Source organism: Propionispira raffinosivorans DSM 20765 (assembly GCF_000381065.1).
GTDB classification, from domain to species: Bacteria; Bacillota; Negativicutes; order Selenomonadales; family Selenomonadaceae; genus Propionispira; species Propionispira raffinosivorans.
In genome coordinates this window covers 4,262-28,105 of sequence record NZ_KB905844.1, presented here as the reverse complement: position 1 = coordinate 28,105, position 23,844 = coordinate 4,262, and the positions used below count along the sequence as shown (strand labels likewise).

The 23,844-nt window shown below is 34.8% G+C and carries 26 protein-coding genes; 3 read left to right on the top strand and 23 right to left on the bottom strand.

Features of this window, described 5'->3' with window-relative positions:
- Nucleotides 1-12 precede the first annotated feature (12 nt).
- Nucleotides 13-783 carry an HAD-IIB family hydrolase gene (locus tag F606_RS0106065; protein ID WP_019552985.1) on the top strand — a complete coding sequence of 257 codons (771 nt, stop codon included), beginning with the start codon at nt 13-15 and terminating at the stop codon, nt 781-783.
- Nucleotides 784-844: 61 nt separating this feature from the next.
- Here F606_RS0106065 and ygiD read toward each other — a convergent pair whose 3' ends face one another.
- Both ygiD and F606_RS0106055 read right to left on the bottom strand, forming a co-directional pair.
- Nucleotides 845-1,612, bottom strand: a complete 768-nt coding sequence (ygiD, locus tag F606_RS0106060; RefSeq protein ID WP_019552984.1) for a 4,5-DOPA-extradiol-dioxygenase — start codon at nt 1,610-1,612, stop codon at nt 845-847.
- A gap of 40 nt (nt 1,613-1,652) precedes the next feature.
- Nucleotides 1,653-2,324: a metal-dependent hydrolase gene (locus F606_RS0106055; RefSeq protein WP_019552983.1), complete on the bottom strand. Its 672-nt coding sequence runs from the start codon at nt 2,322-2,324 to the stop codon at nt 1,653-1,655.
- 214 nt (nt 2,325-2,538) lie between these two features.
- Between F606_RS0106055 and F606_RS0106050 the strand changes: the two genes are divergently transcribed.
- Together F606_RS0106050 and thiT are read left to right on the top strand one after the other, a co-directional pair.
- On the top strand, nt 2,539-3,252 hold the full coding sequence (locus tag F606_RS0106050; protein ID WP_019552982.1) for a thiamine diphosphokinase: 714 nt from the start codon (nt 2,539-2,541) through the stop codon (nt 3,250-3,252).
- A 35-nt stretch (nt 3,253-3,287) separates the two neighbouring features.
- Nucleotides 3,288-3,938 (top strand): energy-coupled thiamine transporter ThiT, encoded by a 651-nt coding sequence (gene thiT / locus F606_RS0106045; protein WP_019552981.1) that lies wholly within the window; start codon nt 3,288-3,290, stop codon nt 3,936-3,938.
- 95 nt (nt 3,939-4,033) lie between these two features.
- Here the strand turns inward: thiT and F606_RS0106040 are convergent, their stop codons facing one another.
- The 21 genes from F606_RS0106040 to F606_RS0105935 form a co-directional block, all read right to left on the bottom strand.
- The gene (locus F606_RS0106040) at nt 4,034-4,699 is read right to left on the bottom strand and encodes a GGDEF domain-containing protein (RefSeq protein WP_019552980.1); all 666 of its coding nucleotides are present in this window, start codon (nt 4,697-4,699) and stop codon (nt 4,034-4,036) included.
- A 166-nt stretch (nt 4,700-4,865) separates the two neighbouring features.
- Nucleotides 4,866-5,084 (bottom strand): hypothetical protein, encoded by a 219-nt coding sequence (locus F606_RS0106035; RefSeq protein WP_019552979.1) that lies wholly within the window; start codon nt 5,082-5,084, stop codon nt 4,866-4,868.
- A gap of 160 nt (nt 5,085-5,244) precedes the next feature.
- Nucleotides 5,245-5,910 carry a hypothetical protein gene (locus tag F606_RS0106030; RefSeq protein ID WP_154651114.1) on the bottom strand — a complete coding sequence of 222 codons (666 nt, stop codon included), beginning with the start codon at nt 5,908-5,910 and terminating at the stop codon, nt 5,245-5,247.
- Nucleotides 5,911-6,151: 241 nt separating this feature from the next.
- Nucleotides 6,152-6,640, bottom strand: coding sequence for a phenolic acid decarboxylase (locus tag F606_RS0106025; protein WP_019552977.1), 489 nt, complete (start codon nt 6,638-6,640; stop codon nt 6,152-6,154).
- 114 nt (nt 6,641-6,754) lie between these two features.
- On the bottom strand, nt 6,755-7,993 hold the full coding sequence (locus tag F606_RS0106020; RefSeq protein WP_019552976.1) for an LL-diaminopimelate aminotransferase: 1,239 nt from the start codon (nt 7,991-7,993) through the stop codon (nt 6,755-6,757).
- Between the two features lie 74 nt (nt 7,994-8,067).
- Complete coding sequence (locus F606_RS0106015) at nt 8,068-8,535, bottom strand: MarR family winged helix-turn-helix transcriptional regulator (RefSeq protein ID WP_019552975.1); 468 nt, start codon at nt 8,533-8,535, stop codon at nt 8,068-8,070.
- Between the two features lie 167 nt (nt 8,536-8,702).
- The gene (locus tag F606_RS0106010) at nt 8,703-9,287 is read right to left on the bottom strand and encodes a nitroreductase family protein (RefSeq protein WP_019552974.1); all 585 of its coding nucleotides are present in this window, start codon (nt 9,285-9,287) and stop codon (nt 8,703-8,705) included.
- Nucleotides 9,288-9,342: 55 nt separating this feature from the next.
- Entirely contained in the window at nt 9,343-9,738 is a 396-nt protein-coding gene (locus tag F606_RS0106005; RefSeq protein ID WP_019552973.1) for a pyridoxamine 5'-phosphate oxidase family protein, read from the bottom strand.
- A 229-nt stretch (nt 9,739-9,967) separates the two neighbouring features.
- Nucleotides 9,968-10,600, bottom strand: a complete 633-nt coding sequence (gene hxlA / locus F606_RS0106000; protein WP_019552972.1) for a 3-hexulose-6-phosphate synthase — start codon at nt 10,598-10,600, stop codon at nt 9,968-9,970.
- A 93-nt stretch (nt 10,601-10,693) separates the two neighbouring features.
- Complete coding sequence (locus F606_RS0105995) at nt 10,694-11,749, bottom strand: galactitol-1-phosphate 5-dehydrogenase (protein ID WP_019552971.1); 1,056 nt, start codon at nt 11,747-11,749, stop codon at nt 10,694-10,696.
- A 20-nt stretch (nt 11,750-11,769) separates the two neighbouring features.
- Nucleotides 11,770-12,420 carry a ribulose-phosphate 3-epimerase gene (gene rpe, locus F606_RS0105990; RefSeq protein WP_019552970.1) on the bottom strand — a complete coding sequence of 217 codons (651 nt, stop codon included), beginning with the start codon at nt 12,418-12,420 and terminating at the stop codon, nt 11,770-11,772.
- A 69-nt stretch (nt 12,421-12,489) separates the two neighbouring features.
- Nucleotides 12,490-13,737, bottom strand: a complete 1,248-nt coding sequence (locus F606_RS0105985; protein WP_245542089.1) for a PTS transporter subunit IIC — start codon at nt 13,735-13,737, stop codon at nt 12,490-12,492.
- 77 nt (nt 13,738-13,814) lie between these two features.
- Nucleotides 13,815-14,123 carry a PTS sugar transporter subunit IIB gene (locus tag F606_RS0105980; protein ID WP_019552968.1) on the bottom strand — a complete coding sequence of 103 codons (309 nt, stop codon included), beginning with the start codon at nt 14,121-14,123 and terminating at the stop codon, nt 13,815-13,817.
- A gap of 62 nt (nt 14,124-14,185) precedes the next feature.
- On the bottom strand, nt 14,186-14,347 hold the full coding sequence (locus F606_RS23805; protein ID WP_019552967.1) for a hypothetical protein: 162 nt from the start codon (nt 14,345-14,347) through the stop codon (nt 14,186-14,188).
- Entirely contained in the window at nt 14,337-14,672 is a 336-nt protein-coding gene (locus F606_RS0105970; protein WP_019552966.1) for a PTS sugar transporter subunit IIA, read from the bottom strand. Before F606_RS0105970 ends, F606_RS23805 begins: the two co-directional genes overlap by 11 nt.
- 81 nt (nt 14,673-14,753) lie before the next feature.
- On the bottom strand, nt 14,754-16,661 hold the full coding sequence (locus F606_RS0105965; protein ID WP_019552965.1) for a BglG family transcription antiterminator: 1,908 nt from the start codon (nt 16,659-16,661) through the stop codon (nt 14,754-14,756).
- 130 nt (nt 16,662-16,791) lie between these two features.
- Entirely contained in the window at nt 16,792-17,652 is an 861-nt protein-coding gene (locus F606_RS0105960) for a ketose-bisphosphate aldolase (RefSeq protein ID WP_019552964.1), read from the bottom strand.
- Nucleotides 17,653-17,669: 17 nt separating this feature from the next.
- Nucleotides 17,670-19,043 carry a PTS fructose transporter subunit IIC gene (locus F606_RS0105955; protein ID WP_019552963.1) on the bottom strand — a complete coding sequence of 458 codons (1,374 nt, stop codon included), beginning with the start codon at nt 19,041-19,043 and terminating at the stop codon, nt 17,670-17,672.
- Nucleotides 19,044-19,097: 54 nt separating this feature from the next.
- Nucleotides 19,098-19,547: a PTS sugar transporter subunit IIA gene (locus F606_RS0105950; protein ID WP_019552962.1), complete on the bottom strand. Its 450-nt coding sequence runs from the start codon at nt 19,545-19,547 to the stop codon at nt 19,098-19,100.
- Nucleotides 19,548-19,659: 112 nt separating this feature from the next.
- A complete protein-coding gene (locus tag F606_RS0105940) occupies nt 19,660-21,633 on the bottom strand; it encodes a BglG family transcription antiterminator (protein WP_019552960.1) in 1,974 nt (657 codons plus the stop codon).
- A gap of 356 nt (nt 21,634-21,989) precedes the next feature.
- Nucleotides 21,990-23,675 carry a methyl-accepting chemotaxis protein gene (locus F606_RS0105935; protein ID WP_019552959.1) on the bottom strand — a complete coding sequence of 562 codons (1,686 nt, stop codon included), beginning with the start codon at nt 23,673-23,675 and terminating at the stop codon, nt 21,990-21,992.
- Nucleotides 23,676-23,844 lie beyond the last annotated feature (169 nt).

Genomic DNA, 23,844 nt, shown 5'->3' with positions numbered 1-23,844 from the left:
AGTGAGTTTCTTTTGCGTAAAAAATATTTTTTCTTTGACATTGATGGAACACTCGCCTATGGAATTACTGGTATTATTTTGCCGGAAACCATCGCTACGATTGAGACGCTGCAAAAGAATGGGCATTTTGTTGCCATAGCTACAGGACGACTTCAATGTTCCGCTATACCACAATGCAAAATTCTCGGTATTCAAAACATGGTCAGCGACGGTGGAAATGCGCTAACTTTACATCACAAAATTATCCACATGCACCCATTACCAAAGCAACCCATTCTTGATTTAATTGCCGAACTTGAGCATCATCAAATACCGTGGGCCTACACTGCCGAAAATAAAACCATTCGTCATACGAAATATGTTAAATTTAAAGAATTAGCTGGCGAATCAAATATGGATACACTCGTACATCCCAGTATTGAAATAGCTTCGATTGAACAGTTTTACAAAATCTATATCTATCATCCGAATCTAAAAAAGCTCAATTCTTTGCCAAGTTTGACTGGTCTGCCGCAGATTCATTACAACAATAATATGCTGCTCATTGAACCAACCCATAAGGAAAAAGGGATTTTTAATATGATGGAATATCTAAAAGCCGACCTTGCTGATGTTGTTGTTTTTGGAGATGGAATCAATGATCTCTCAATGTTCCGTCCCGAATGGTTTTCCATCGCAATGGGCAACGCCATTGAAATCCTCAAACAAAAAGCCGATTTTGTCACGAAACGCTGTGAAGATGGTGGAATCACATATGCCTGTCAACGTTTTGGCTGGATCTAAAAATAAAAAATGCCTCCACATTATGCATAAAAGCGGAGGCATTTTTGCAACAAAATTTTTACTATCCAAGCAGATAACTTGTCATGGAAAGTGACCCCATCACACAAGCATCATTATAGACCGTAACTTTATCATCTGTATCCGCTGCTCCAATCATATATAGCAATGGATAATAATGATCCGGTGTTGGTACGGACCACTGTGCTGGCTTGCCAAATACTTCATAATTAATAATATTTTCATAGCGTCCAGCAACAACCTCATCACGAATTTGATGATCAAATGTTTCAGCCCAATCATAACCTGAAGTTGAATCCCAATCGACTCGCTGCAAATTATGGACAACATCACCACTAGCTAGAATCAAAACGCCTTCGTCTCTAAGCGGCTTTAATTTCTGCCCCAGTAAAAAATGGCCCTTGGCACTTAAAGTCTGATCTACGCTAAGCTGCGTAACTGGAATATCACAGTTTGGATACATCTTGTGCAAAACAGCCCAATTCCCATGATCATACCCCCAGCTATTATCAACTTTAACTATATTCCCTAATAAGTCTTGAACACGTTGGGCAGTCTCTACAGCTCCAGGAGCATCATAAACAACTTGATATAATTCTTGTGGAAAACCATACATATCATACGTCATTTTCGGTTTCACATCAGTCAAAACCCTTGTTCCTTTTACATACCAATGCGCCGAAATAACTAAAATCGCTTTCGGAATTGGTATTTTTTTCGCCATTTCTTCCCAGGTCTGAGTAAAAGAATTATCTTCAATCGCATTCATTGGTGAACCATGCCCAATAAACAAAACTGGCATTTTTGACATAAAAATCATCTCCTCCGATCAATCGAAAAAGTACGATCCATCATTTAAGTTCCAAAGAATTTCCTGAACTTACAATGTGCACCTCAGCACGTGATGTACTTTCTGCCAATTCTTTGAATTTTTCCGGGTCCTGCGCAATTGGCGGCCACGTATTATAATGGATTGGTATAACATGTTTTGCATTAAGCCACTGTGCTGCCATAGCAGCATCTTCTAAACCCATCGTAAAGTTATCACCAATTGGCAGTAGAGCATAATCAATTTTTTCTTTGTGACCAATTAATTTCATATCACCAAACAGTGCTGTATCACCAGCAAAATAAATAACCTGATCTCCAAAATGAAGCACAAACCCACAAGCTGTTCCACCAGCAATCCCTGAACTATGCAGCGCGAAAGTGACTCTCACTTTACCAAAATCAAAACGATATGAACCACCGAGATTCATGCCATGAACAGTGCAGCCTTGATCCGCACATAGATGGGTAACTTCGGCAGTTGAAATAATCATTGCACCTGTACGTTTAGCGATAGCCACCGCATCCCCAAGATGATCAAAATGTGCATGAGAAACCAATATATATTGACACTCTACCTGCTCTGCCGTTATCGTGGCTAACGGATTATTTGTAAAAAACGGATCAAAAAGCAAGGTCGTTTTACCATCACTAAGCGTAAAACAAGAATGCCCAAAATAAGAAAATGTAACCATTAAAACACAACCTTTCTTGTAAACAGCTAAACCAGAAAATCTTCTACACGAGCATACCTAAGCTGTTATTAAATAGATTAGACACCTAACAGAAAAATCCTGCTAACCAGCCTGTTACATTGTTTTTCCTTGGAAAATTGCAAATCCTCCCTAGTCGTAGTATCCTAAATTAGACTATGCAACATAAATTTGACAAACTATAGGAGATTACAGCATGAACCATCTTTTAATACTACCGCAGCTACGCTGTACCTTTAAAAATCCACTACCCGAAAAACAAGTTTTTTTAGTCGCCGGTGGTAAAGCACCAGATACTATCTGGTTAAAAAAAGCAGTTGGCACTGCTCCCTTATGGTGTGCGGATCACGGAATAGACGCTTGTATGAAAGCTAAACTAGTGCCCCATCATGTCGTTGGCGATGGTGACAGTGCTACAACCAAAGGCTGGAGCTGGGCCAAATCGTTACAAATTCCTGTTGATGAATATCCCCCAGAAAAAGATCTAACCGATTTACAACTCACATTACAAAAAATTGGTAAGGCTTATGGTGAAGCCAGCGTTATTTTGACTGGTGTCTGGGGCGGACGCTTTGACCATGCCTTCAGTAATATATTTTCTTTAAAAGGTGCCGCCGATTTTGGTATAAATGGCGCCTGTGCGGCTGATGAAAAAGAAGTTCTTATTTTGCTAAAAGGCTCAAACAATGTCCATATAGAAACCCTGAACCGACCTGAAGTCATTTCTCTTTTGCCGTTGTCAAGTGAATGCACAGGTCTCTCCATCGATGGAGTCCATTGGCCGCTGGATCAGGTTCTATTAAAAAACACCCTTCCCTACGCCATCAGTAACAGCTTAACCCCGTCCAATAATGAATTTCATGTTACCATTGAAGACGGCTGGGTTGGTATTTACCTATATTGGAAATAGGCTTTACAAAACTATTGAAACAGGAGTTGTTTACCATGCAAGAAACCGCACTGAAAAATCTGACCGAATTAGCAGCACATCCAAGCAGTCTATTTGCTTTGCTCGGTACTGCTTTATTGATTTTAGCATTAATCTATAGTAAAAAAACGAAATTAAATACTCCTTTGCTCGTTCATGTTGGACTTATGTTAGCTTTGACTGTTATTTTGCATCAATTCCGCCTTTATCATATGCCGCAAGGCGGCAGCATTACCTTAGGTGGTATGATTCCTCTATTATTTATTTCTTTCCGTTATGGTCCCGGTGTTGGTTATCTAGCCGGATTTCTTTACGGTATGATCAATCTGCTGCAAGACCCATTTGTAATGCATCCTGTTCAGGTTCTTTTTGACTATCCGCTGCCCTATATGGCATTAGGTCTTGCTGGATATTTTAAAGATCGTTTTCTCCTTGGAGCCAGCATCGGTATTTTCGGTCGTTTCATCTGCCATTATATATCCGGCATCATTTTTTTCGCCTCATATGCACCCGAAGGAACCTCCCCCTATCTATATTCACTTTTATTCAATGCGGCATATCTCTTGCCGGAACTACTCATTTGTCTATTTATTTTAAAAGTATTACCCGTTAAAAGACTGCTATTACAGATGCATAATACAACAAAAAATAATTTTTCATATAAATAGCACTCAAAAAGGAGTTGACTCTGCGTTACAGAGCAACTCCTTTTTATATCAAAATATTTAAACTTTACAAAACAAATATATAAATTCCTTATGTATTATCGTTGTCCGTTGTAAACCTTCTTACCTTTATGCCTTTCTTTATAGGCATACATATCCTTATCTGCAATAGAAACCAGATACTCGAACTCACTACCTTCTTGTGGATACGAGGAAACACCCACTGATAATGTAATGGAAAATCCCAACTGACTGGATAAATCACTCATATGCTCTGCCAATTTTTCTTTCCAAACATAGATGGCATCAAACTTAGCCCGATGCAAAATCACCAAGAACTCATCCCCACCCCATCTTGCAGCAATATCATTGGTTTCTAGCAGAACGTTAAATGTTTTAGCTATTTTTTGCAAGACCAAATCGCCTTTTGCATGTCCATATGTATCATTAATAACTTTAAAGTCATTGCAATCAATTAAAACAATTCCCAAACAGTTATGAATCTTTTTTGTATTTTGTAAAATCATCGGCATTGATTTTTGGATAAAGCGTCGATTATACAGACCTGTTAATTCATCTTTTTCTGAAAAAAATTTAGCTTCATCATATTTTTTACCACTCCAATAAACAACTCCCAAAACAATAATTCCTGGAATCGGTAAATTCATCCAGGAATAATCCAAATATAAATATGCATATATACGAATCATAAGAATAACCAAAAACGTTATTATGGTACCAAGCAATCGACCTGTATACTTCAATCAGTTCACCTTATTTATAAAATGTATTTATATTATACAATACCACAAAACAGTATTTCATAGAATCAAATTTACAAATTTTACAAAACAAACGAACCTGCTTTATTGCATATTTAACGAAAAAAATAGACCATCCATACTATATGGTGGTCTATTTTTAACTACATTAATTCTGTGGAGGAACATCATCCTGCGGCTGTGGTTGACCCGGCTGAGGGTCCTGATGTTCTTTATGCATTTGCGGTTGATGATGATCTCCAGGTTGATTTTCCTGTTGTTGTGGTGGTTGCGGTGGAACATCATTTGGCGGTACTGCAGCACTTACAGTTGCTGCCGATAAAGCAAACATAAACATAAATACGAGCAGCATAGATATTTTTTTCATATTGACATCTCCTATATTAAATTTTACTGTTATGTAACTAACAACGTATCTTTCAAATCTTATGATATAACTTTATTCTTTGTTTTTCTTTTATTTTCAATAAAAATATCATTTTATAAAAAATTGCACCTAAATAAAATTATTCAGGTGCAATTTTTTGTTAAAATACGATTTGTGAAGAATTATCTTTCTGTGACTGTTGATTTTCTTGAGCAGGTTTCAATTGTTCTTGTTTCGTTGGATCTGTTTTTCCTGATATAAGTGAACCTTGTGTAGTTTGATCTTCTTTATTTGATTTCAGTTGATCCTGTTTCTTTTGATCTTCTTTATTTAATTTTATCTGATCTTCTTTCACTGTGTCTTTTTTAATTAATTTAGCCTGATCCTGTTTTTTTGTGTCTTTTTTAATTAATTTGCTATCTTGTTTTGTTTGGTCTGTTTTATCTTGATTTAATATGTCTTGTTTTGTTGAATCTGTTTTGCCTTGATTTAACGTATCTTGTTTCATTGGATCTGCTTTACCCTGGTTTAACGTATCTTGTTTCGTTGAATCTGTTTTACTTGGATTTAACTGATCCTGTTTCGTTGAATCTGTTTTACCTGGATTTAGCTGATCTTGTTTCGTTGAATCTGCTTTACCCTGATTTAACTGATCTTCACTCTGTTGGCCTGTTTGAGTTGGAGTCTGCCTGATTTGATCTTCATGCTGCTTTTGCTGAGTAACTGGTGGGATTGTCTCCGTTTCAGGTACTGCGGCACTCACACTTGCTGCTGATAATGTAAACATAAACATACCAACAATCAACATCGATATCTTTCTCATCAATAAACCATCTCCTAAATTAAATTTTACACCTTTATTGTGTAACTCATTTACGATACAAGCCTTATATTACAAGGATACTATTGGATTTCCTTTTGTTTTACATTTGATTTTCATTTTTAAATAAAAAAAATAAAAATACCTATCGCTTGAACAAATTTTAATTGTCCTATCGATAAGTATTTTTATTTATATACAATATCATTAATATACTGTTTTCAATGCTAAGCGTTCATTTGAATTCTTATTTCAATTTTCCTGCACGAATATCGTCTGTCATTCCTACATAAGGTTCTTTTGATATCAATGTTTCATTATTCACACCAGCATTATGCAAAAATGTTATATCCGCAAATTCTGGAACAACATACTTCGGATACGTATCATACTTTTCACGAGATGTTCGCATGAGATCAAGATGATCATTTTGATAACAAACTGTAATTTCCGGATGTTCATGAACCCATTTCGGGAAAAATATAATTCCATGCATTCTTTTTTCATTTGGCATAAAATTCAAAGCAACATCGGTTCCGGTAGGCTCAGTCCAAGCAACTTTATAAACACCTTCTGTGAGTTTCACAATATTGACTTCCTGATCACGTACCCATCGTCCTGCAACCATACCACTATGAATACGATAGTCAATTGTATGATCATTTTTTATATAGATTTCATATTCCCAACCATTTTCATACGTATAAATCATATGACTGCCAATAAATTGTTCCATCTGTAAATCCTTCTTTCGTTTTAATTATTACATGTTGTTCTTGACATGTTTATATTGTAACCCATAAAAATAGACCAAGTCAAGCATCTTCTGCCAGTCTTGGTCTATTTTTATTTAAAAAACAAAATGAACATCGGCTAACCGCTGTTTTACATTTGCAATGATCTCCTGTTCTTCTGCTTCACCACCTGCTTCAAATGTCACGGAAAATCGGACATAGGCGCCTGCGTCATCCCACGGAACCGTTGAAAGCATTTTTTCGACAATAAGATATTCGGAAAAATCTTCTGCACTGGCAAAACTGCGGCCTCCTTTGATTCCCTTTGGCACCTTCACATAAAGATAGAAAGAAGCCTTCGGTTTCTTTACTGAAAAACCAAGACTCTGCAAAGCTGCGACCAGTAAATTGTGGCGACGTGAATACTTTAGACTCGTTTTTTCGGTAATTTCAGGATGTTTGAGACAATATACCCCTGCTTTTTGGATGGCTGCAAACTGTCCGGAATCATTATTATCCTTAACTGCAGCAAACGCTTTCACTACCAGCTCATTTCCACAAATAAAAGCCAATCTCCAGCCTGTCATATTATATGCCTTGGACAGTGAATGTATTTCCACACCAACATCCTTTGCACCATCCATTGACAAGAAGCTGAGTGGGACTTCCCCGTCAAATGTGAGCGCAGCATAGGCAGCATCTGATACGACAATAATATTATGTTTTTTCGCAAAGTCGATAACCTTTGCAAAAAACTCTTTATTTGCCACAGCTCCTGTCGGATTGTTTGGATAATTTATATAAAGCAATTTTGCCCTTTTACACTGCTCAGCCGTTAAAGAATCCAAGTCAGGCAAAAAGTTATTTTCTGCTAAAAGCGGCAGATTGACCACTTCGCCACCGATTGCCTGTGTCGTCGTCCCCATCACCGGATACCCTGGAACCGTCATAATAGTAATATCACCCGGATTAATGAAGGCCAATGGCAAAAGTGCCAAAATAGGTTTAGACCCGATACCATGATTCACCTCTAACACAGGATTTAACCCTTTCACATGATAAACGTTGTTCATATAATCTGCAGCCGCTTCTTTGAAATCAAGCAGTCCATTATCTGTATAACCCCGATTTTCTTTACACTTAGCTGCTTTATATAAAGTCTCAATCACTTCTGGTTCTGCCATCCAATCCGGTTCGCCGACCCCCAAATCAATTAAATTCATATCCGGATTTTTTTTCTGTGCTGCCCGCTTTGCTCTTTTAATTTTTTCAAATTTATACAAAACCGTATCTTTGCCAAATTGACTCCCACCAATTCTTTCCGCAATCATTTTTTGAATAAAACTTTCCGTCATTATAAATTCCTCCAATTTTATCTGTGTTTCACAATAAATATTTGTATCATACAAGTATTTGTTGTGAAAATACTTTACTCTGTTTTAGCTTTCTCCAATGCTCCCAATAGTGCTTCAACTGCACTCATAATCTCACGCACATGGCCGCGTGGTAAATTTTTGATGACATTACGATAATACATTTTTATACTCGCTTCCAGACGAACTGCCGCTGTGTGCCCTTGCTCAGTAAGTATCGCTTCTACAATCCGTTTATCGAATGTAGATCGCTGACGCATCAGCAAGTGATCCCGCACTAAATTATCCATGATCCGGGTAATCGTACTCGCTTCCAGCTTCATCTTCACACTAATTTCATTAATCGTAAGCGATCCATGCTTAAGAATTTCCAATAAGATATAACACTGCGAATGTGTAAAGCCATGTATGCGAATTTGTTCTTTCTCAAACATCTGAAATCCTCGAACTGTTTTTTGCAACAACTCACCGATATCTTCGATACAACGATTATATTTCTCATCATTCAAAATTACATCCAGCATCGTTATCACCCTCTTATATATTTGTATCATACAAATATATAAGAGTCAAGACCTTAACAATAAATTTCCTTATTTCCATAAAATTTACTGACATAAAGCAGGGCAGGTCTCTTTTATAGATTTATCACTGTGACCTACCCGCTTCATTTTACAAAAACATTCACATATCAGCTTACGATATGCACCATACCTTCTTTACGAGACACAGCTTTAGGAAAATTCCCCGCTATATAACCAAGTGCAGCTGCACCACAAACTTTATGATTTTCCGGAATTCTAAGTGAAGTCAACATAGATCTTACAGGTATATCATCACAAAACCAAGTCAGTTGATTGATCCAGCATGAACCAATATCGAGTGCATGCGCCGCTAAAAAAATATTCTGCAAAGCTGCGCCCGTATCCGCCAATGCATTTGAATACTCTCGTTCATTCGATACAATAATCAAAGTCGGTGCATGATAATAAAAATTATAAGATTCATTTACCGCTGCTGCTTTTCCGGCTTTTTTAGAACGGTACGTCGTATCATCAACTACTAAATTTGAAAAAGCGTTCCGTACCCATTGATTCAATTCTTCCAGCTTATCTGTATTTTGTACAACTGTAAAATGCCACGATTGTGAATTACCCCCACTTGGTGCATATTTCGCTGCTTCAAGAATACTTTCAAGTTCAAGATCGGCTATTTGTTCTGTTTTATATTTACGAACACTGCGACGTGTCAAAATATTTTCTAAAATAGGATTCATCGTATCTTCCTCTCATAAAATCTGCATGCTGTTTCACCGCTCAATCATAAGACAATTAAAACGTAATTGTTTTAGCAGCACCTTTCATATCTTTCAAAGTTGCCTCAGCATCTTCTATGTAGAAAAGTTCAAACAGCGAATCTTCAACACTGTAAACGTTTTTTAACATCGGCACAACATCTAATGCAGCCTGCTTTATTTGTGGTGTTGTATTAAAAACAGCTTTTCCCTTTAAACGTAACCATTCTCCTGTTTTAGAAGCTGTGCTGATTTCAATTTTCGGATTTACTTGAAGCTGCTGATATACAGACTTTTTATTATTTGTACCAAAGTATAGTTTTCCTTCAAATTCCATCGCTAAACCAAACGGACGAACCTTTGGAACATCGCCATCAACCGTGGCCAGAAAAAACGGTGAATTATCCTGCAAAAACTTTAAAACCTCATCCATTATAAAACACTCCTCATAATAAATTTGATCGTACTTTTAATATAACGCAGGACTCATCAATTTATTGCATAAATTTTTAAATTTCTTAAACAAACTTGCCTTAACGTTGATAAGACTAGTCATAAAATGAAAAATAGGAACATAAATTTATGCTCCCATTTTTTCTGTTTTATGTCCAGATAGTACAATTACACTTAAAAGCATTTTTGTACTCTATCAGTTTCACAACCTATTTACTTTTGAGTTCTTTATAGATCGCTTTCGCTGCCTTAACAGGATCATCTGCGTGAATAATACCACTTCCAACAATAATAATATCAGCACCTACTTTCTTATATTTATAAAGAGTACTTTCTTTGATTCCTCCCGCTACAGAAATCTGAGATTTTTTACTTACTTTCTTCATTTCTGCCAAATCTTCTAATGCTGTTCTGCCAACAGCCTGTTGATCAACTCCTGTATGAACTGTAAAACAGTCAACACCAATTTCCTCCAATTCTAAAATTCTTTTTTCCATATCTTTTACACAAATCATATCAACAAAAACTTTTTTCCCATATTTTTTTGCAGATTCCAGACAGCCTTTTACTGTCAAAGTATCTGTTACACCAAGAACTGTACAATAATCTGCTCCTGCTAAATATGTTAGTTCTGTCTCGTAATCTCCAGCATCCATAATTTTAGTATCTGCCAAAATATATTTTTCTGGGAAATACTTTCTAAATTCTCGTACGCTTCTCATGCCTTCTTCAATAATAAATGGCGAGCCAATTTCAATAATATCAATATACTCTCTTATTTTTTCTACTAATACTAATGCATCGACTAATTTTATGTCATCTAATGCCAGTTGTAGTTTCATGAACAATTCCTCCTAATTTATCTTCATTTATAGAGGATATACTAATTAAAAATATCTTCCATAATTTCTATATCCAGCTCTAGTATTAATGACTTATTTTTCATCTGGATGAAGTATAACTTTACCTATCAATTCTTTTCTTTCCATTAATTTTTTAAAAATTTCTGGTCCTTTACTTAAAGGTAATCTATGTGTAACAATATGCTCTGTGTTGATTTTGTGCTCCGCAAAAAACTTCACGCTATCCGACCATTCTTTTCCAGGAAAAGGTGCTGAAACATTACTCCATGAACCAAAAACTGTTAATTCACTTCTTAAAATTTTTTCAAAATAATATCTCTTCACATGAACATCACCATAAGGGATGCCTAAGAACAATATTTCTCCACCTTTTTTAGCATAAGCAAAAACTTGTGAAGCAGTGATATGTGACCCCGCAGCTTCAATAACAAGATCTGCTTTCAGTCCATCCGTATTTTTTGCAATAAGTTTTTCCGTATCCTCATTTAATGAATTAATAACGACATCTGCACCAACCTTTTTTGATAGTTCTAACTTAGCATCATCTATATCAATTGCTATAATTTTTCCTACACCGAAAATCTTAGCCCATTGAATAGCAATCAGACCAAGAGTTCCGCCCGCGCCAACTATTGCTACACTCTTGCCAACGGTTAAAGATGTTCTATATAATCCATGAATTACAACAGATGAAGGTTCAACTAAAGATGCTGCATCAAAAGAAAGTGTATTCGGTATTTTAACAAGATTTTGTGAAGGCAAACAAATATATTCGGCAAAAGCTCCTGGTCTTTTGGCACCAATAGCATTGTTAAAATCACTTCTATTAAATTCACCTTTTTTATAATAATAATCTTCTCCGTCAAATACGACTGGGCAGCCTACGACTCTATCATTAATTGAAACATTTGTAACTGCTTTGCCAATCGCTACTACTTCTCCAGAAAATTCATGTCCCCAAATCATCCCTATAATATAAGGTCCTAAAAGTCTATATCTAGATACATCAGACCCACATATCCCTGCTGCTTTAATTTTTACAATGACATCATTGTCACTGTGCATTATCGGTTCTTCTGCTTTTTCAAATCGTATATCTCTAACTCCGTATAATTTTAAAGAATCCATTTTAATCTCTCCATATTCAATTATTTTAATATTTTTTGTAATTTTAAAATATTTTCTTTTTTATCTCCATCAAACAAATAACTTCCGACAACAAACATAGAAGCTCCAATATTTGAAGCTTTTTTAATTCGGTTTGGGTCCATTCGACCATCTATCTCAATTTCAACCATTCGATTATCAATCAGCTCCTTTGTTTCTTTGATTTTACCGTAAATATTATCAATGAATTGTTGATTCCAATGTCCTGGATTAATAGACATAAGTAAAACAAAATCGATGTCTTCAATCATATATTTTAAAACAGCAGGTGGCGTCGCTGGATTAAGTGCGATACCTGCACGTACCCCCTTGTTTTTAATATTTTTCACCACTTCATGAGCATGAAGTGTAGATTCATAATGTATAGAAATGAAATCAGCACCAGCATCTATAACTCTATCAATTATTTTTTCTGGTCGAGCAACCATCAAATGAACATCTATTTTCATAGATGTATTTTCTTTTATTCGTTTTATTTGGTCAGGACCAAATGCAATATTAGGAACATAGTTTCCATCCATCATATCAATATGTAAAATATCCATATGATTTTTTTCTAAAAAGACAATATCATCTCTTAAATTTAACAAATCAGCATTAAAAACTGAAGGAATAATTTTTATCATATTCATGTAAATTTCTCCTATTATTAACTCCATATATATTTTATAGATTTAATATTAACTATAATTTTCTTACATTTATTGGAATATTGTACTTAACCAATAAATAAGAACGCCCCAAATAGGTGAACCAACAGATACATCTGTTCCTAATCCGTTAATACTCAACCCAGCTGCATTGAGCATTGCTGTAGCTCCAGGTGCCACATAAGCACAGGTATACATTGAAATTATGCAATAAATGAGCGTAGAAATAACCGATCGAAATAAATTACCATTACTAGCAAGTGTACAAACTACTGCAAAATAACAGACTGACGTCAGCATTCCCACCGGGAAAAATTGAACACCTGGTAAAATTAAAGCAAACAAAATCACGAGCGGTATCGTAACAACTGTTGTTGTAATAGTCGTGGGGTCCCCCAACCCTAGAGCAACATCCATCCCAATAATTATTTCTTTTTCTGTTTTTATCCTCTTTTTTATAAAACTATTTGCTGCTTTTCCAACCGGAGCTAAACCTTCCATCATAATCCCAACCATTTTAGGCATCAATAGCATAACTCCTGCAATTCCTATCCCCATGGTGACCGTATTAGAAAAATTTTGTTTTGTTAGGATACCAAGTAATGCTCCTACAAACAAACCTATAAGAACTGGATCTCCCATAATTCCTAATCTCTTATTTGCCTTTTCTATACTGAAATCTATTTTGTTTAAGCCTGGAATCAAATCAATAATCTTATTAATAATGAGAGCTACAGGAAAAGTCCACGCAATTAAATTAACGGTTGTACAGGTAGTTCCTTCCAACCCAAAGTATTTTTGCCATCTTGGTGCTAATTGATCTCCTACAAAAATTGCAATAACTGACATTAAAATTGTAACTAAAAACCCAGCAATAGCACTACTAAATAATACATATGTTAAAAATCCTGGTATTAAAAAATGCATATAATTCCATATATCAATATTCATTGTTCTTACGGCACCAAATCTAATTAATGCTAAATTGATAAATAAACCGACTGGAATTGCGAGTGCTGCGAAAGGAGCCATCCATGAAGCTGCACCAACAGCAGCCCAGCCAATATCAATAATCGTATAACCTGATCCTAATTTTTGATAAAATGAAACAGCTGGTTCTAATGTCGAAGTTAATAAAGTTATAATTAAACCTAACCCTAAAAATCCTAACCCAACTGTCAGCCCTGCTTTAATAGCATCTCTTAATTTCATTCTAAAAAACAAACCTAATGAACAGATAATAATAGGCAAAATAGCCTTAGCACCTAATCCTAAAACCTCTTGAATACCTGCCAACATTGTTTCCAAAATAAAACATCCCCTTTATATATTTTTCACTGAATCGAATAAGCATCAGGAATGATATCCTTCCTATTTCATTGTTTTAATTGTTGATAAATTTCCAATATTTGTTTTTTGACTTTTTCTCGCAAAGCATCTTCATTAATTCCTGTAATAAACCCTGTAATACTTATATGAGGTATTTGCGTTTTACCCGTATAATTATTTGTTGTCAAAATAAGATCTACATTTTTTTCCATGGAAGATATTTCAGTCATAGTACACTTAATAATCTCAAAAGAAGAAATCTTTAAATTCTTACATATTTCTTTTACTACATCAGCACCAATCGTAGAAGTAGCTATTCCACTGCCACAAGCAATCAATATTTTAATTTTTTTCATGTTCATCATCCTCACTTTAGTATTGATCATTATGCTTTGTCTTATAATATGGACCTCAAGAATCATGCTGGATCTAATAAACGCCCCCCCAATGAATCAGTTGATAACAAGCTTATTATTTTTTCCGAAGAAGCAGCTTTTTTCATTTTTAAAATTAATTTTTTATTTTTTATAATACAAATAACCTCCTTCAAAAACTTTATATGATCTTGATCATTGTTCATACCTAAAAAAAAACACATATTCGACCGGTATTTCCATCTCTGGATCATCCATTTTATTCATGATTACAGGTTTATCTAAAATAACAACACTTACAAATGATTTTTTTACATTTTTGCAATCACTATGAGGTATTGCTACAAAATAATCTTCCAATGCTAACCCTGTAGGAAACTTAATTTCTCTTGATATAAGACTTTCAGAATATTGCTCATTGACAAAACCATTATTATATAAATTTCTTGCAACTGTCTTGAATAAATCTTCTTTGTTGGGAAATAATTTATGAACCCATACAAGTTCTGGATAAACATATTGATCGATCATGTTAGTAAGCTCCTTTATTAATAAATTTATACCATCAAACTTTAATCCATCATAGTTAAGATGTTATGATTTAATGTTTTACTAAATTCTAAATATTTTAACTATTTTTTTTATAAAATATTGATAAGATGTACCGTTTAAAAAAAACTGTACTCCTTTTTCTTTTACTAAAAAGTGTATCAATTTAGGGAAAAAGGTATCCCACACTTCAAATGTTTCTTTTGCAACATTGATTAACAACACCATCTGTACATATTTCGTATTCCAAAGAATCGGTTTTTTTAAAACCAACACTGGTATAATTGTCTTATCAAGATCATTATATAAACAATGTGGAATTGCCAATAGATTGCTCATTTCGGTAGAAAACAAAGATTCTCGTTCCTTGATTGAAACTTTCCCAATTTCACTCATCATTCCTTTTTGTATCATCTGATCTGTCATAAAGTCTAAAATATCCTCTTTATTATCAAAATCCATTTGTGTATAGAAAAAATCCTCTCGAAAAAATTGTAAAATAAGATCTTTATTAAACATCTCTTTATTAAATATTTTTGACTCAATAAAGACAATTTCATCTAAATTTAATAAATAATTAACGTTTATTATTTTATCAGATTTGATATGATCGATAGGTATTGTTGTTAAGACCACATCCACCAAACTTATGATTTGTTCATTTAATTTATAACCAGGTATAGTGTTTACTATCTGTATACGATCTTGAAAATATTCTTGTATCCTTGCTTTCAATAAAACTGTAGTTCCAATCCCCGATCCACATACTAACAAGATTTTTTTTACATTTGCATTCTTTAAATTACCACGACGACTGAAGGCAGCCGCAAAATGAATTGCAATATAACCGATTTCATTTTCATTAACTTTAATATTTTTTTCCTGTTCAATAACTTTTCCTGCCATTGCTGCAATTTGAAAGGGCAATGGATATTCTTTTTTTATTAAATCTAAAGCCTCATTGTGAATATTCATATTGTTTTTCAGTCGGTTCATGGCAATGTCAAGATGCAGCGACAACCAATGGAGTAAGGTTTTATCTTCTGAAAAATCAATTCCACAAATTTTATTTATCATATTCATTATATTTTTTATCAAATTTTCTATTTCAACATTCACCTTTATATTTTCAAATTCAGAATATTTTTTGCTAGTAATGATATGTTGAGCAAGATAGCAAGTCTCATTTAAATTAATTTCCACGCCAAAGCTAAGATAGATTGATTTAACAATATATCGTGCTGCCTCAAAAGATTTTGTTTGCTCTATTTTTGCAATTTGATCATCATTATAAATAATTAACTGTCCAAGACTAGCTCGTTTCATTAAGATAACAATATGTATTAATAAATTATCAATAGATAAATCCGTTAGCTTTAACATATTTTGCTCAATTACTTGAATTACAATTTTTTTCAGCAAAAGTAAATCTATATTAGCAAAAAAAGGCTGATAAACTTGACATACACTGCTTTTATATTTTGTGAAAATGTATTCAGAAATAGCATACCGGATTTGTTCTTCATTCCCGTATATTTTCATGCCCTTATTTTTGTAATTAATAATTTCCAAATGATATTTCTCCAAATTATTTTCTATCATTTTGATGTGTAGTTTTAATGTCGAAAGACTCATATAGAGTTTATCTGCCAACTCTGCCTGCGAAATACAAGTATCATTTAACGTGTTAATGATAAGTTGTTCTAAAATATAATCTGTTTGTTCACAATCATTCAGATTTTTTTTCAAAGTATTAAATTTATCTTCGTCCAAAATTTCTAAGGAATAACCATTTTTTACAGAGGAATGTATTATACAGCCCGAACTTTCGATATATGTTTGAATATATTTAATATCTCGCCGAATTGTACGCTCCGAAACACCAATAAGTTGTGCTAATTCATTACCTGATAATCCTTGAGCAGATTCCAATAACAATGATATAATCTGGAATTCTCTGGCTTGCAGCATGTTCATCACCTCTATTCGTTGATTTCATTTTAACAATAAACAATAAAGAAGCATAGCTATATTATGTCCGTTAAAACGGACATAATATAGCTATGCTTCGATTGAACTATGCTTGTATGCATCGACTTACTTAATACAATGATGCTTTTCCCAGCGTATTTAAGATATCAAATTTATGATGAATTACTTTTTTCGCTTCCTGTATACACGATGAGAAAATCATGTTTGGCTCATACTGATCTGGATTTTCCCGAAAAAACCGCTGACATTCTGTAAAAAAAGCACTTTTGACATCACTTGAAATATTGACTTTACAGATGCCTAATGAAACAGACTTCGTGACTTCATCATCTGGATTTCCCGAACCGCCGTGCAATACTAAAGGAATATCCAAACGTTTATTCAATTCTGCCAGCAACGGTAGATTTAGTTTAGGCGTAAAGTTTTTTGGATATAAGCCATGTGCTGTACCTATAGCAATTGCTAATGTATCGATGCCTGTTTTTTCAACAAAGTCCTGTGCTTGATCAGGGTCTGTATACGTAACATTGTCTACGCCTTCATCCGCATAGTTCATAGCACCAATTGTACCCAACTCTGCTTCTACTGAAATATTCAACGCATGTGCTATTTCAACAACTCTTTTAGTAACTTCGATATTTTCCTGATACGTATTTTTTGAAGAATCAATCATAACCGATGTATATCCATTTCGAATAGCACGCAGCACATCATATAAATTAGCACCATGATCTAAGTGAATGACCACCGGTACCGGTGCTTCATAAGCAGCCTGCTTAACCGACTCTATAAAAACATCCGTTAAATATGCAATTTCATCAGGATGAATTTCCAAAATAACGGGAGAATTTGTTTCCGTTGCCGCATCTATGACGGAACGCAAAATTTCAAAACTCCCAATATTAAAAGCAGGAACTGCAAATTGATTTTTTTTAGCTACGCACAGTAAATCATTCATTGTATAAAGCATAGTTCTTCTCTCCTTTATTATAATTCATAGTTATTTTTTCTTTTTAAAAATGCCACACAGAAACAAGTTACAATACTTCCGGCAAGTAAAGCTACAACATACATTGGTAAATTACCGATGACATTTGGTATTGGCAATATCCAAATACCTCCATGCGGTGCCAAAGATGTACATCCAGCACCAAGTGAAATAGCCGCCGCTATCGCTGAACCTGCCATCAGCGAGGGAATAACACGAAACGGATCGGCTACAGCAAAAGGAATTGCCCCCTCGGTAATATACGAAAGTCCCAAAACCCAACACGACTTTCCCGCCTCACGTTCTTCGACCGTAAATCTTTGTTTAAATAAAACAGTTGCCAGTGCCAAGCCAAGCGGAGGTGTCATACCGGCGACCATACAGGCGGCAATGGGACCATAGACTCCAGAAGACATTAAAGCAATTGAAAAAGTAGAAATTGCTTTATTAATTGGTCCCCCCATATCAGATGCCATCATCATTCCAATCAAAAGACCAATCCAAATCCCATTGGTTGTTCCCATATTATTTAAAAAAGTTGATAATGTATCCAGTAAAAATTTAACAGGTGTGCCAATAATAAAAATCATAATAAACCCTGTGATACAAGTTGATAAGAGAGGCACAATGATAAGACCTTTTAAGCTTTGTATTGATTTTGGTAAGTGAATCTGCTTAAGTAAAAAAAGTGTTAAATACCCTGCGATAAATGCACCTGCTAATCCACCAATAAAGCCTGCACCAATACTTTTTGCCAGCATTCCGGCAACCATCCCCGAACAAATACCAGGCTTTCCTGCAATAGAATACGCAACCCCAGCGGCTAAGACTGGAACCATTAATCCAAAAGCAACCTCACCACCAATTTTATTGAAAGCTGCTGCCAAGATATTATAGGAAGGATCATTCGGATCACCGGCATGAATACCAAACATAAAACTACAAGCGATTAAAATACCACCGGCGATAACAAACGGCAGCATAAAATTAACACCTGTCATCAAATGTTTATATACACCTGTTTGCTGATTTTTTTGTTCTTTTTCCTCTTCAGCTAAATGAAATATGCTAATGTTTTTTCCTTCAACAGCATCCATGATAATTTGTCTCGCATTTTTAACAGCTTTGTCGATTGGTACTTCAATGACTCTTTTTCCTTCAAAACGTGTCAAGTCGACATTTTTTGCACAAGCAATGATAACAAGATCTGCCTCTTCAATTTCCTGTGGTGTTAAAATATTTTCAATCTCAATACCCTGTGTTTCAATTTTGACTTCATACCCCAATTCTTTCCCGCATTTCTCCAATGCTTCGGCAGCCATATAGGTGTGAGCAATCCCTGTCGGACACGCTGAAACTCCAACGATTTTCATACTAATCCCCCCACTCAAATTTTGTTATTTTAAAACATTTTATAATAAAACATGTTAAAAAATACGTAAAGCCTCAAACATAAGATCTTCATTTTTAGCAGCTAAAATGTTTTTTCTAAAATTCTCATCCATAAATTTCCGGGCAAGTTTATTTAAGATTTTCAAATGGGCATCATTGCCATTTTCCGGAACTGCAATCATAAAAAGAATCCGCACGGGTTCATTATCAATCGAATCATATACGATATTATGTGCTAGTTTCCCTACCGCAATAGCTGTTGTTTTCACATATTTTGATTTAGCGTGTGGTATCGCGATGCCATAACCAATGCCTGTGCTAAATTCTGCTTCACGCTTTAATACATCTTCTACATACCCCTTGACATCCGTAATAATATTGTTTTCTTTAAAACATTGTGCAAGTTCAAAAAAAGCATCACTTTTTTCCTTTGACTGCATAGCCAAAATTATATTTTTTTTATCAAGAATGGATGAAATATCCATCTGCATGACCTCCTATGTATCATCTCTACGTTTAGAATACGCCAGAGTAACTTCCATATTCAAGCTGTTATAGATCTCGAATTTTTCCATATTCAATTCATAAATAAGGTATTTATCTTGATTTTTCAAGATGCTCTAACTCTGTCAATATTTTCTTAATATCCTCCAAATTAGCTGATTTTTTTATTTTCTTAATCAGAACATCATCTTTTATAATCTCATAGAGTGTTTTAAAAAAATACTGATTTGTCATACTGGTCGAAAAATTGACAGCCAAAATAAAAATCAAATCAACATTATATTCATCCCAAACAATTGTTTTTTTCAAATTAACAATCACTAAAGCAGAAACTAACACCAATTCTCTCGACCCATGTGGTGCAGCTATATATCTTCCCAATGCTGTTGATGCACGATTTTCACGCTCCAGCATACTCTCTGCGTAGCCTGCCTTTACATAACCTTTCTTAAATAAATATTCCCCATACTTCAAGAAAACTTCTTCCTTCGTTTTTAAATCATCATTAAAATACAATAAATTTTCTGATTCTGATTTTCCTTCTTTAAAAGCATCTAAGACAAATTTACCTAAAATCCAATGACGAATCCGAGAGACATCCTCTTTTGTAAACATTTCCTGAATCTGAATCAATTTAGCCTGATCATTTTTAATCATATAGGTTGCATCAAGAATTAAATCATATTGTCCGATTGCCAAATAATTAAAATCATCACTAACACAAGTTTTGACGATTTTAATTTCCCGCACTTCCTTCTGAATGGCACTCTCTAAATATTGTGCAATCGTAATACCCCCATTACAAATCAAGCAAGTCTTAATATAGTTCCCCCGTTCGCGTCGATTAATCGCAGCAGCAATATGAAGGCAAATATATCCAATTTCATTTGAGTCAAAAGCTACTTGCTCGTATTTTTCTAATTCTTCAATAGAAGTCAACACCGCAAGATATATATTTGTAAACTCATGTCGAATCCGATAAATCAATGGATTTTCGATTTTTGCCCCATATTTTATTCTACGAATAGCAGGTTGCAAATGTAGCAGAAGATTATGGATCAAATCCTCATCATTCGCTAAATCAACCTGCAAGCACTGTGATACATTTTGTAAAAACTTCTCAGCTAAAGGTTGACTTAATTTTGTCGGATTCTTCTCGATAAGATTGTTTTTTTGCAAACGTGTTTCCAAAAGATATTCTGTTATTTCATACAATTCATTTTCAGGAATCTTAATTTTGAACATTTCTTCAATATGAATTTTCATCACCTGTGCCCCTAAATATTCATGAAGCTTTTTTACATCCTGCAGTGGTTTTATAATGATTTTGTGTATACATATCCTATTAATTAAAATATTAAGTTTTATAATTAAATAAAATAAGGAATTTTCTGTCATTTTTTGATTCAGTATAATTTCTGCCAGTAATGCAATTTGAATCGTCTTATCCGTAACCTCTTTGGTAAAAATCATGACAATTCTATTGTAATGATTTCGATCCAATCGATCAAAACTTGTAAGATTTAAGGTATCTTCATTAAGTGGAATATTAAGGCAATAATCTTTATAGGCCTCACGAATGAACCGTTCATTTCCCTCAAGCCAAATTCCATGATTTTCTTTTTTCATCAATTGAATATTTCGCCTTTTTAACCAATCTTCAATAGCAATAAAATGGGTATGAATGCTTGTTTTACTCATAAATAACATATCGCCAAGTTCCTGTGTAGTACATGGCTTAGCCGAAGTGAATAACACCTGTAAAATAAAAGAATAATCTGATAATTTTAATAAATTATTTTTAACAATCCTATTTATATTTTCAGCAGCAATCATACTACGAAGAGCATCTAACTCTTCCTCTGTTCCAATAAGTCGAATTCCTAATTTTTGTTTTTTTTCAAATACCACAGGTCGGATAAACGCTTGAAGTTGGTGCTGATTTAAATAATTATGGATTGTTTTTGTGGATACATGAAGTTGTTCCGCAATTTGCGCTACGGACATATAACTGCCACATTCCAAAAGAATCTCAATGATATTTTTTAACAATTCACTTTTCACCATACTTCCCTCCTGGATCTTTTATTTTATTTAAATATATGTTCATGATTAAATCATACCAGTTCATTCCTACTCTATACAATCTGTAAAAGTTCTTTTTTTTTACATGATTACCACAAAAATTATAAACATTACTTTTCTATAGACTTACAATTTTAAAAGCACCTTTCAAATTCGAAAGGTGCTTTTTCGTACAGTCAATTTATATTCATAAGCGTTTTGTCAATATTCCATTTACGCTTAACATTTTTTGTATGCATCGATCGCTCAAACATAGAAACATATTACTTTATATACCTTTGATAAGCTGCAAGCCAAACAAATAACCGAAAAAACTTTTGCTTTAAAATTCACACAAATCACACACGAAATTGATTAACAGCCATTTGTAAATCTCCTGCCAAAGTAGCCAAAGACTGACTAGCTGTTGCAATTTCTTCCATCGACGCCAATTGTTCTTCCGTTGCTGCAGAAACACTTTGTGTCTCTCCAGCTGCTTTTTTACTGAGATCATCAATTTTTTGTACAGAAACGACAATTTGCTGGCTTCCAGATGCCATTTGCTGTATAGATGATGAGATTTCCTTCACCTGATCAGAAACCTCACCTACAGCCATCATAATATCCTTAAATGCGATTCCTGTATCCCTGATTACTTTCGCACCAGTTTTAACTTCTAGTGTACCTGCATTCATAGCAATGACTGCTTGTTCTGTTTCACCTTGAATATGAGCAATCAATTCAGCTATTCTTTGTGCAGCTTCCTGAGACTGTTCGGCCAGCTTTCTCACTTCTTCGGCTACTACAGCAAAGCCTTTGCCTTGCTCTCCTGCCCGAGCGGCTTCAATTGCTGCATTCAAAGCCAGCAAATTCGTCTGACCAGCAATTCCTGAAATCGTGTCCACAATTTGTCCGATTTCTTTTGATCTCTCGCCCAGCTGAACTACAACCTGAGCGGAGCTATTTACTGTATTTTCAATTTGATTCATCTGACGGACTGCATCTTCCGCTTTTTGGTCACCATCTTTTGCTTTATCCGTAGCCTTCGCTGAACTTTCGGCAACTTGGCTGGCATTAGCCGCTATTTGTTGGATTCCAGCTGACATTTGTTCTACCACTGCCGATGCTGAATTTGCTGCATCCATTTGTTCGGTCGCACCAGCGGCCACATCCGTAATAGACGTAGCAATTTGGGTTGTTGCTTGAGCCGACTGTTCAGAATTTGCCGTAAGTTCCTCACTAGAAGCCGCTACCTGTTCTGCATTGATATTGACTTTTTTTATTAAAGTTTTCAATGCCACTACCATAGTATTAAATGCGACTGCCAGTTCCCCTACTTCATCTTTTCGATCAATTATCACCTGTTGTGTCAAATCACCGGCCGCCACTTTTTGTGCAACCCCAACCAATTCATTAATCGGACGCGATATACTACGAGCCGAAAAGAGCCCGATGAGCATACCTAAAATGGCAGCAAATATTCCGGCAAAAAGTGCTATCATCTTCGCATGACCTGCCAGTTCAACAGATCGATCCAAAGAAGCGGTAACGTTCTTATTTCGCAAATCTTGGTATTCATCTACTTTATCATTTAGAGCTTTCGCTGTCGGTGTCATTTCATTGATCATAACCTGCAAAGCTTCTGCATCCGCCCCTGCTTTTAGCAGGGGAAACAGCTTGTTTTCTGCAATAGAAGAATATTTATCATCTAGAGCTTTTACTTCTTTACTTAACCTTTTTCCATCTTCAGTGACAGAACTATTAATAAGATCATCTTCAATATTGCTATTCTCTTGAACGATTTTCTTATAATCATCCAGCATTTGCTGGTTTTTTGTAATAAAATAACCTCTCACATACCCAACTTTATCAGAAATATTGTTATTTAGCTTACTCGTCGTAAGTGTACGAGGTAAATCACGTGTTTTAACAGTATCGACAATTTCTGCTACATCGTTTACTTTCCACACCGTATATGAAAATCCCACTAAAGCTACCATAACCACCATAAAAAAATAAATCAACATTTTTGCCCTTAAATTCATTCTCACATTCTCCATTCCCCTATAACAATTTCATTTTCGTAACGAATCAACCCCAAATTCCGTCAATGACGCTGCTTTTCAAAACCATCCCCTGACTTAAGTCTCAATTTCTAGATTATTCTTTCCAATAGCGATGTAACACAATTGTATTGTGTTACTTGAAGAGAAA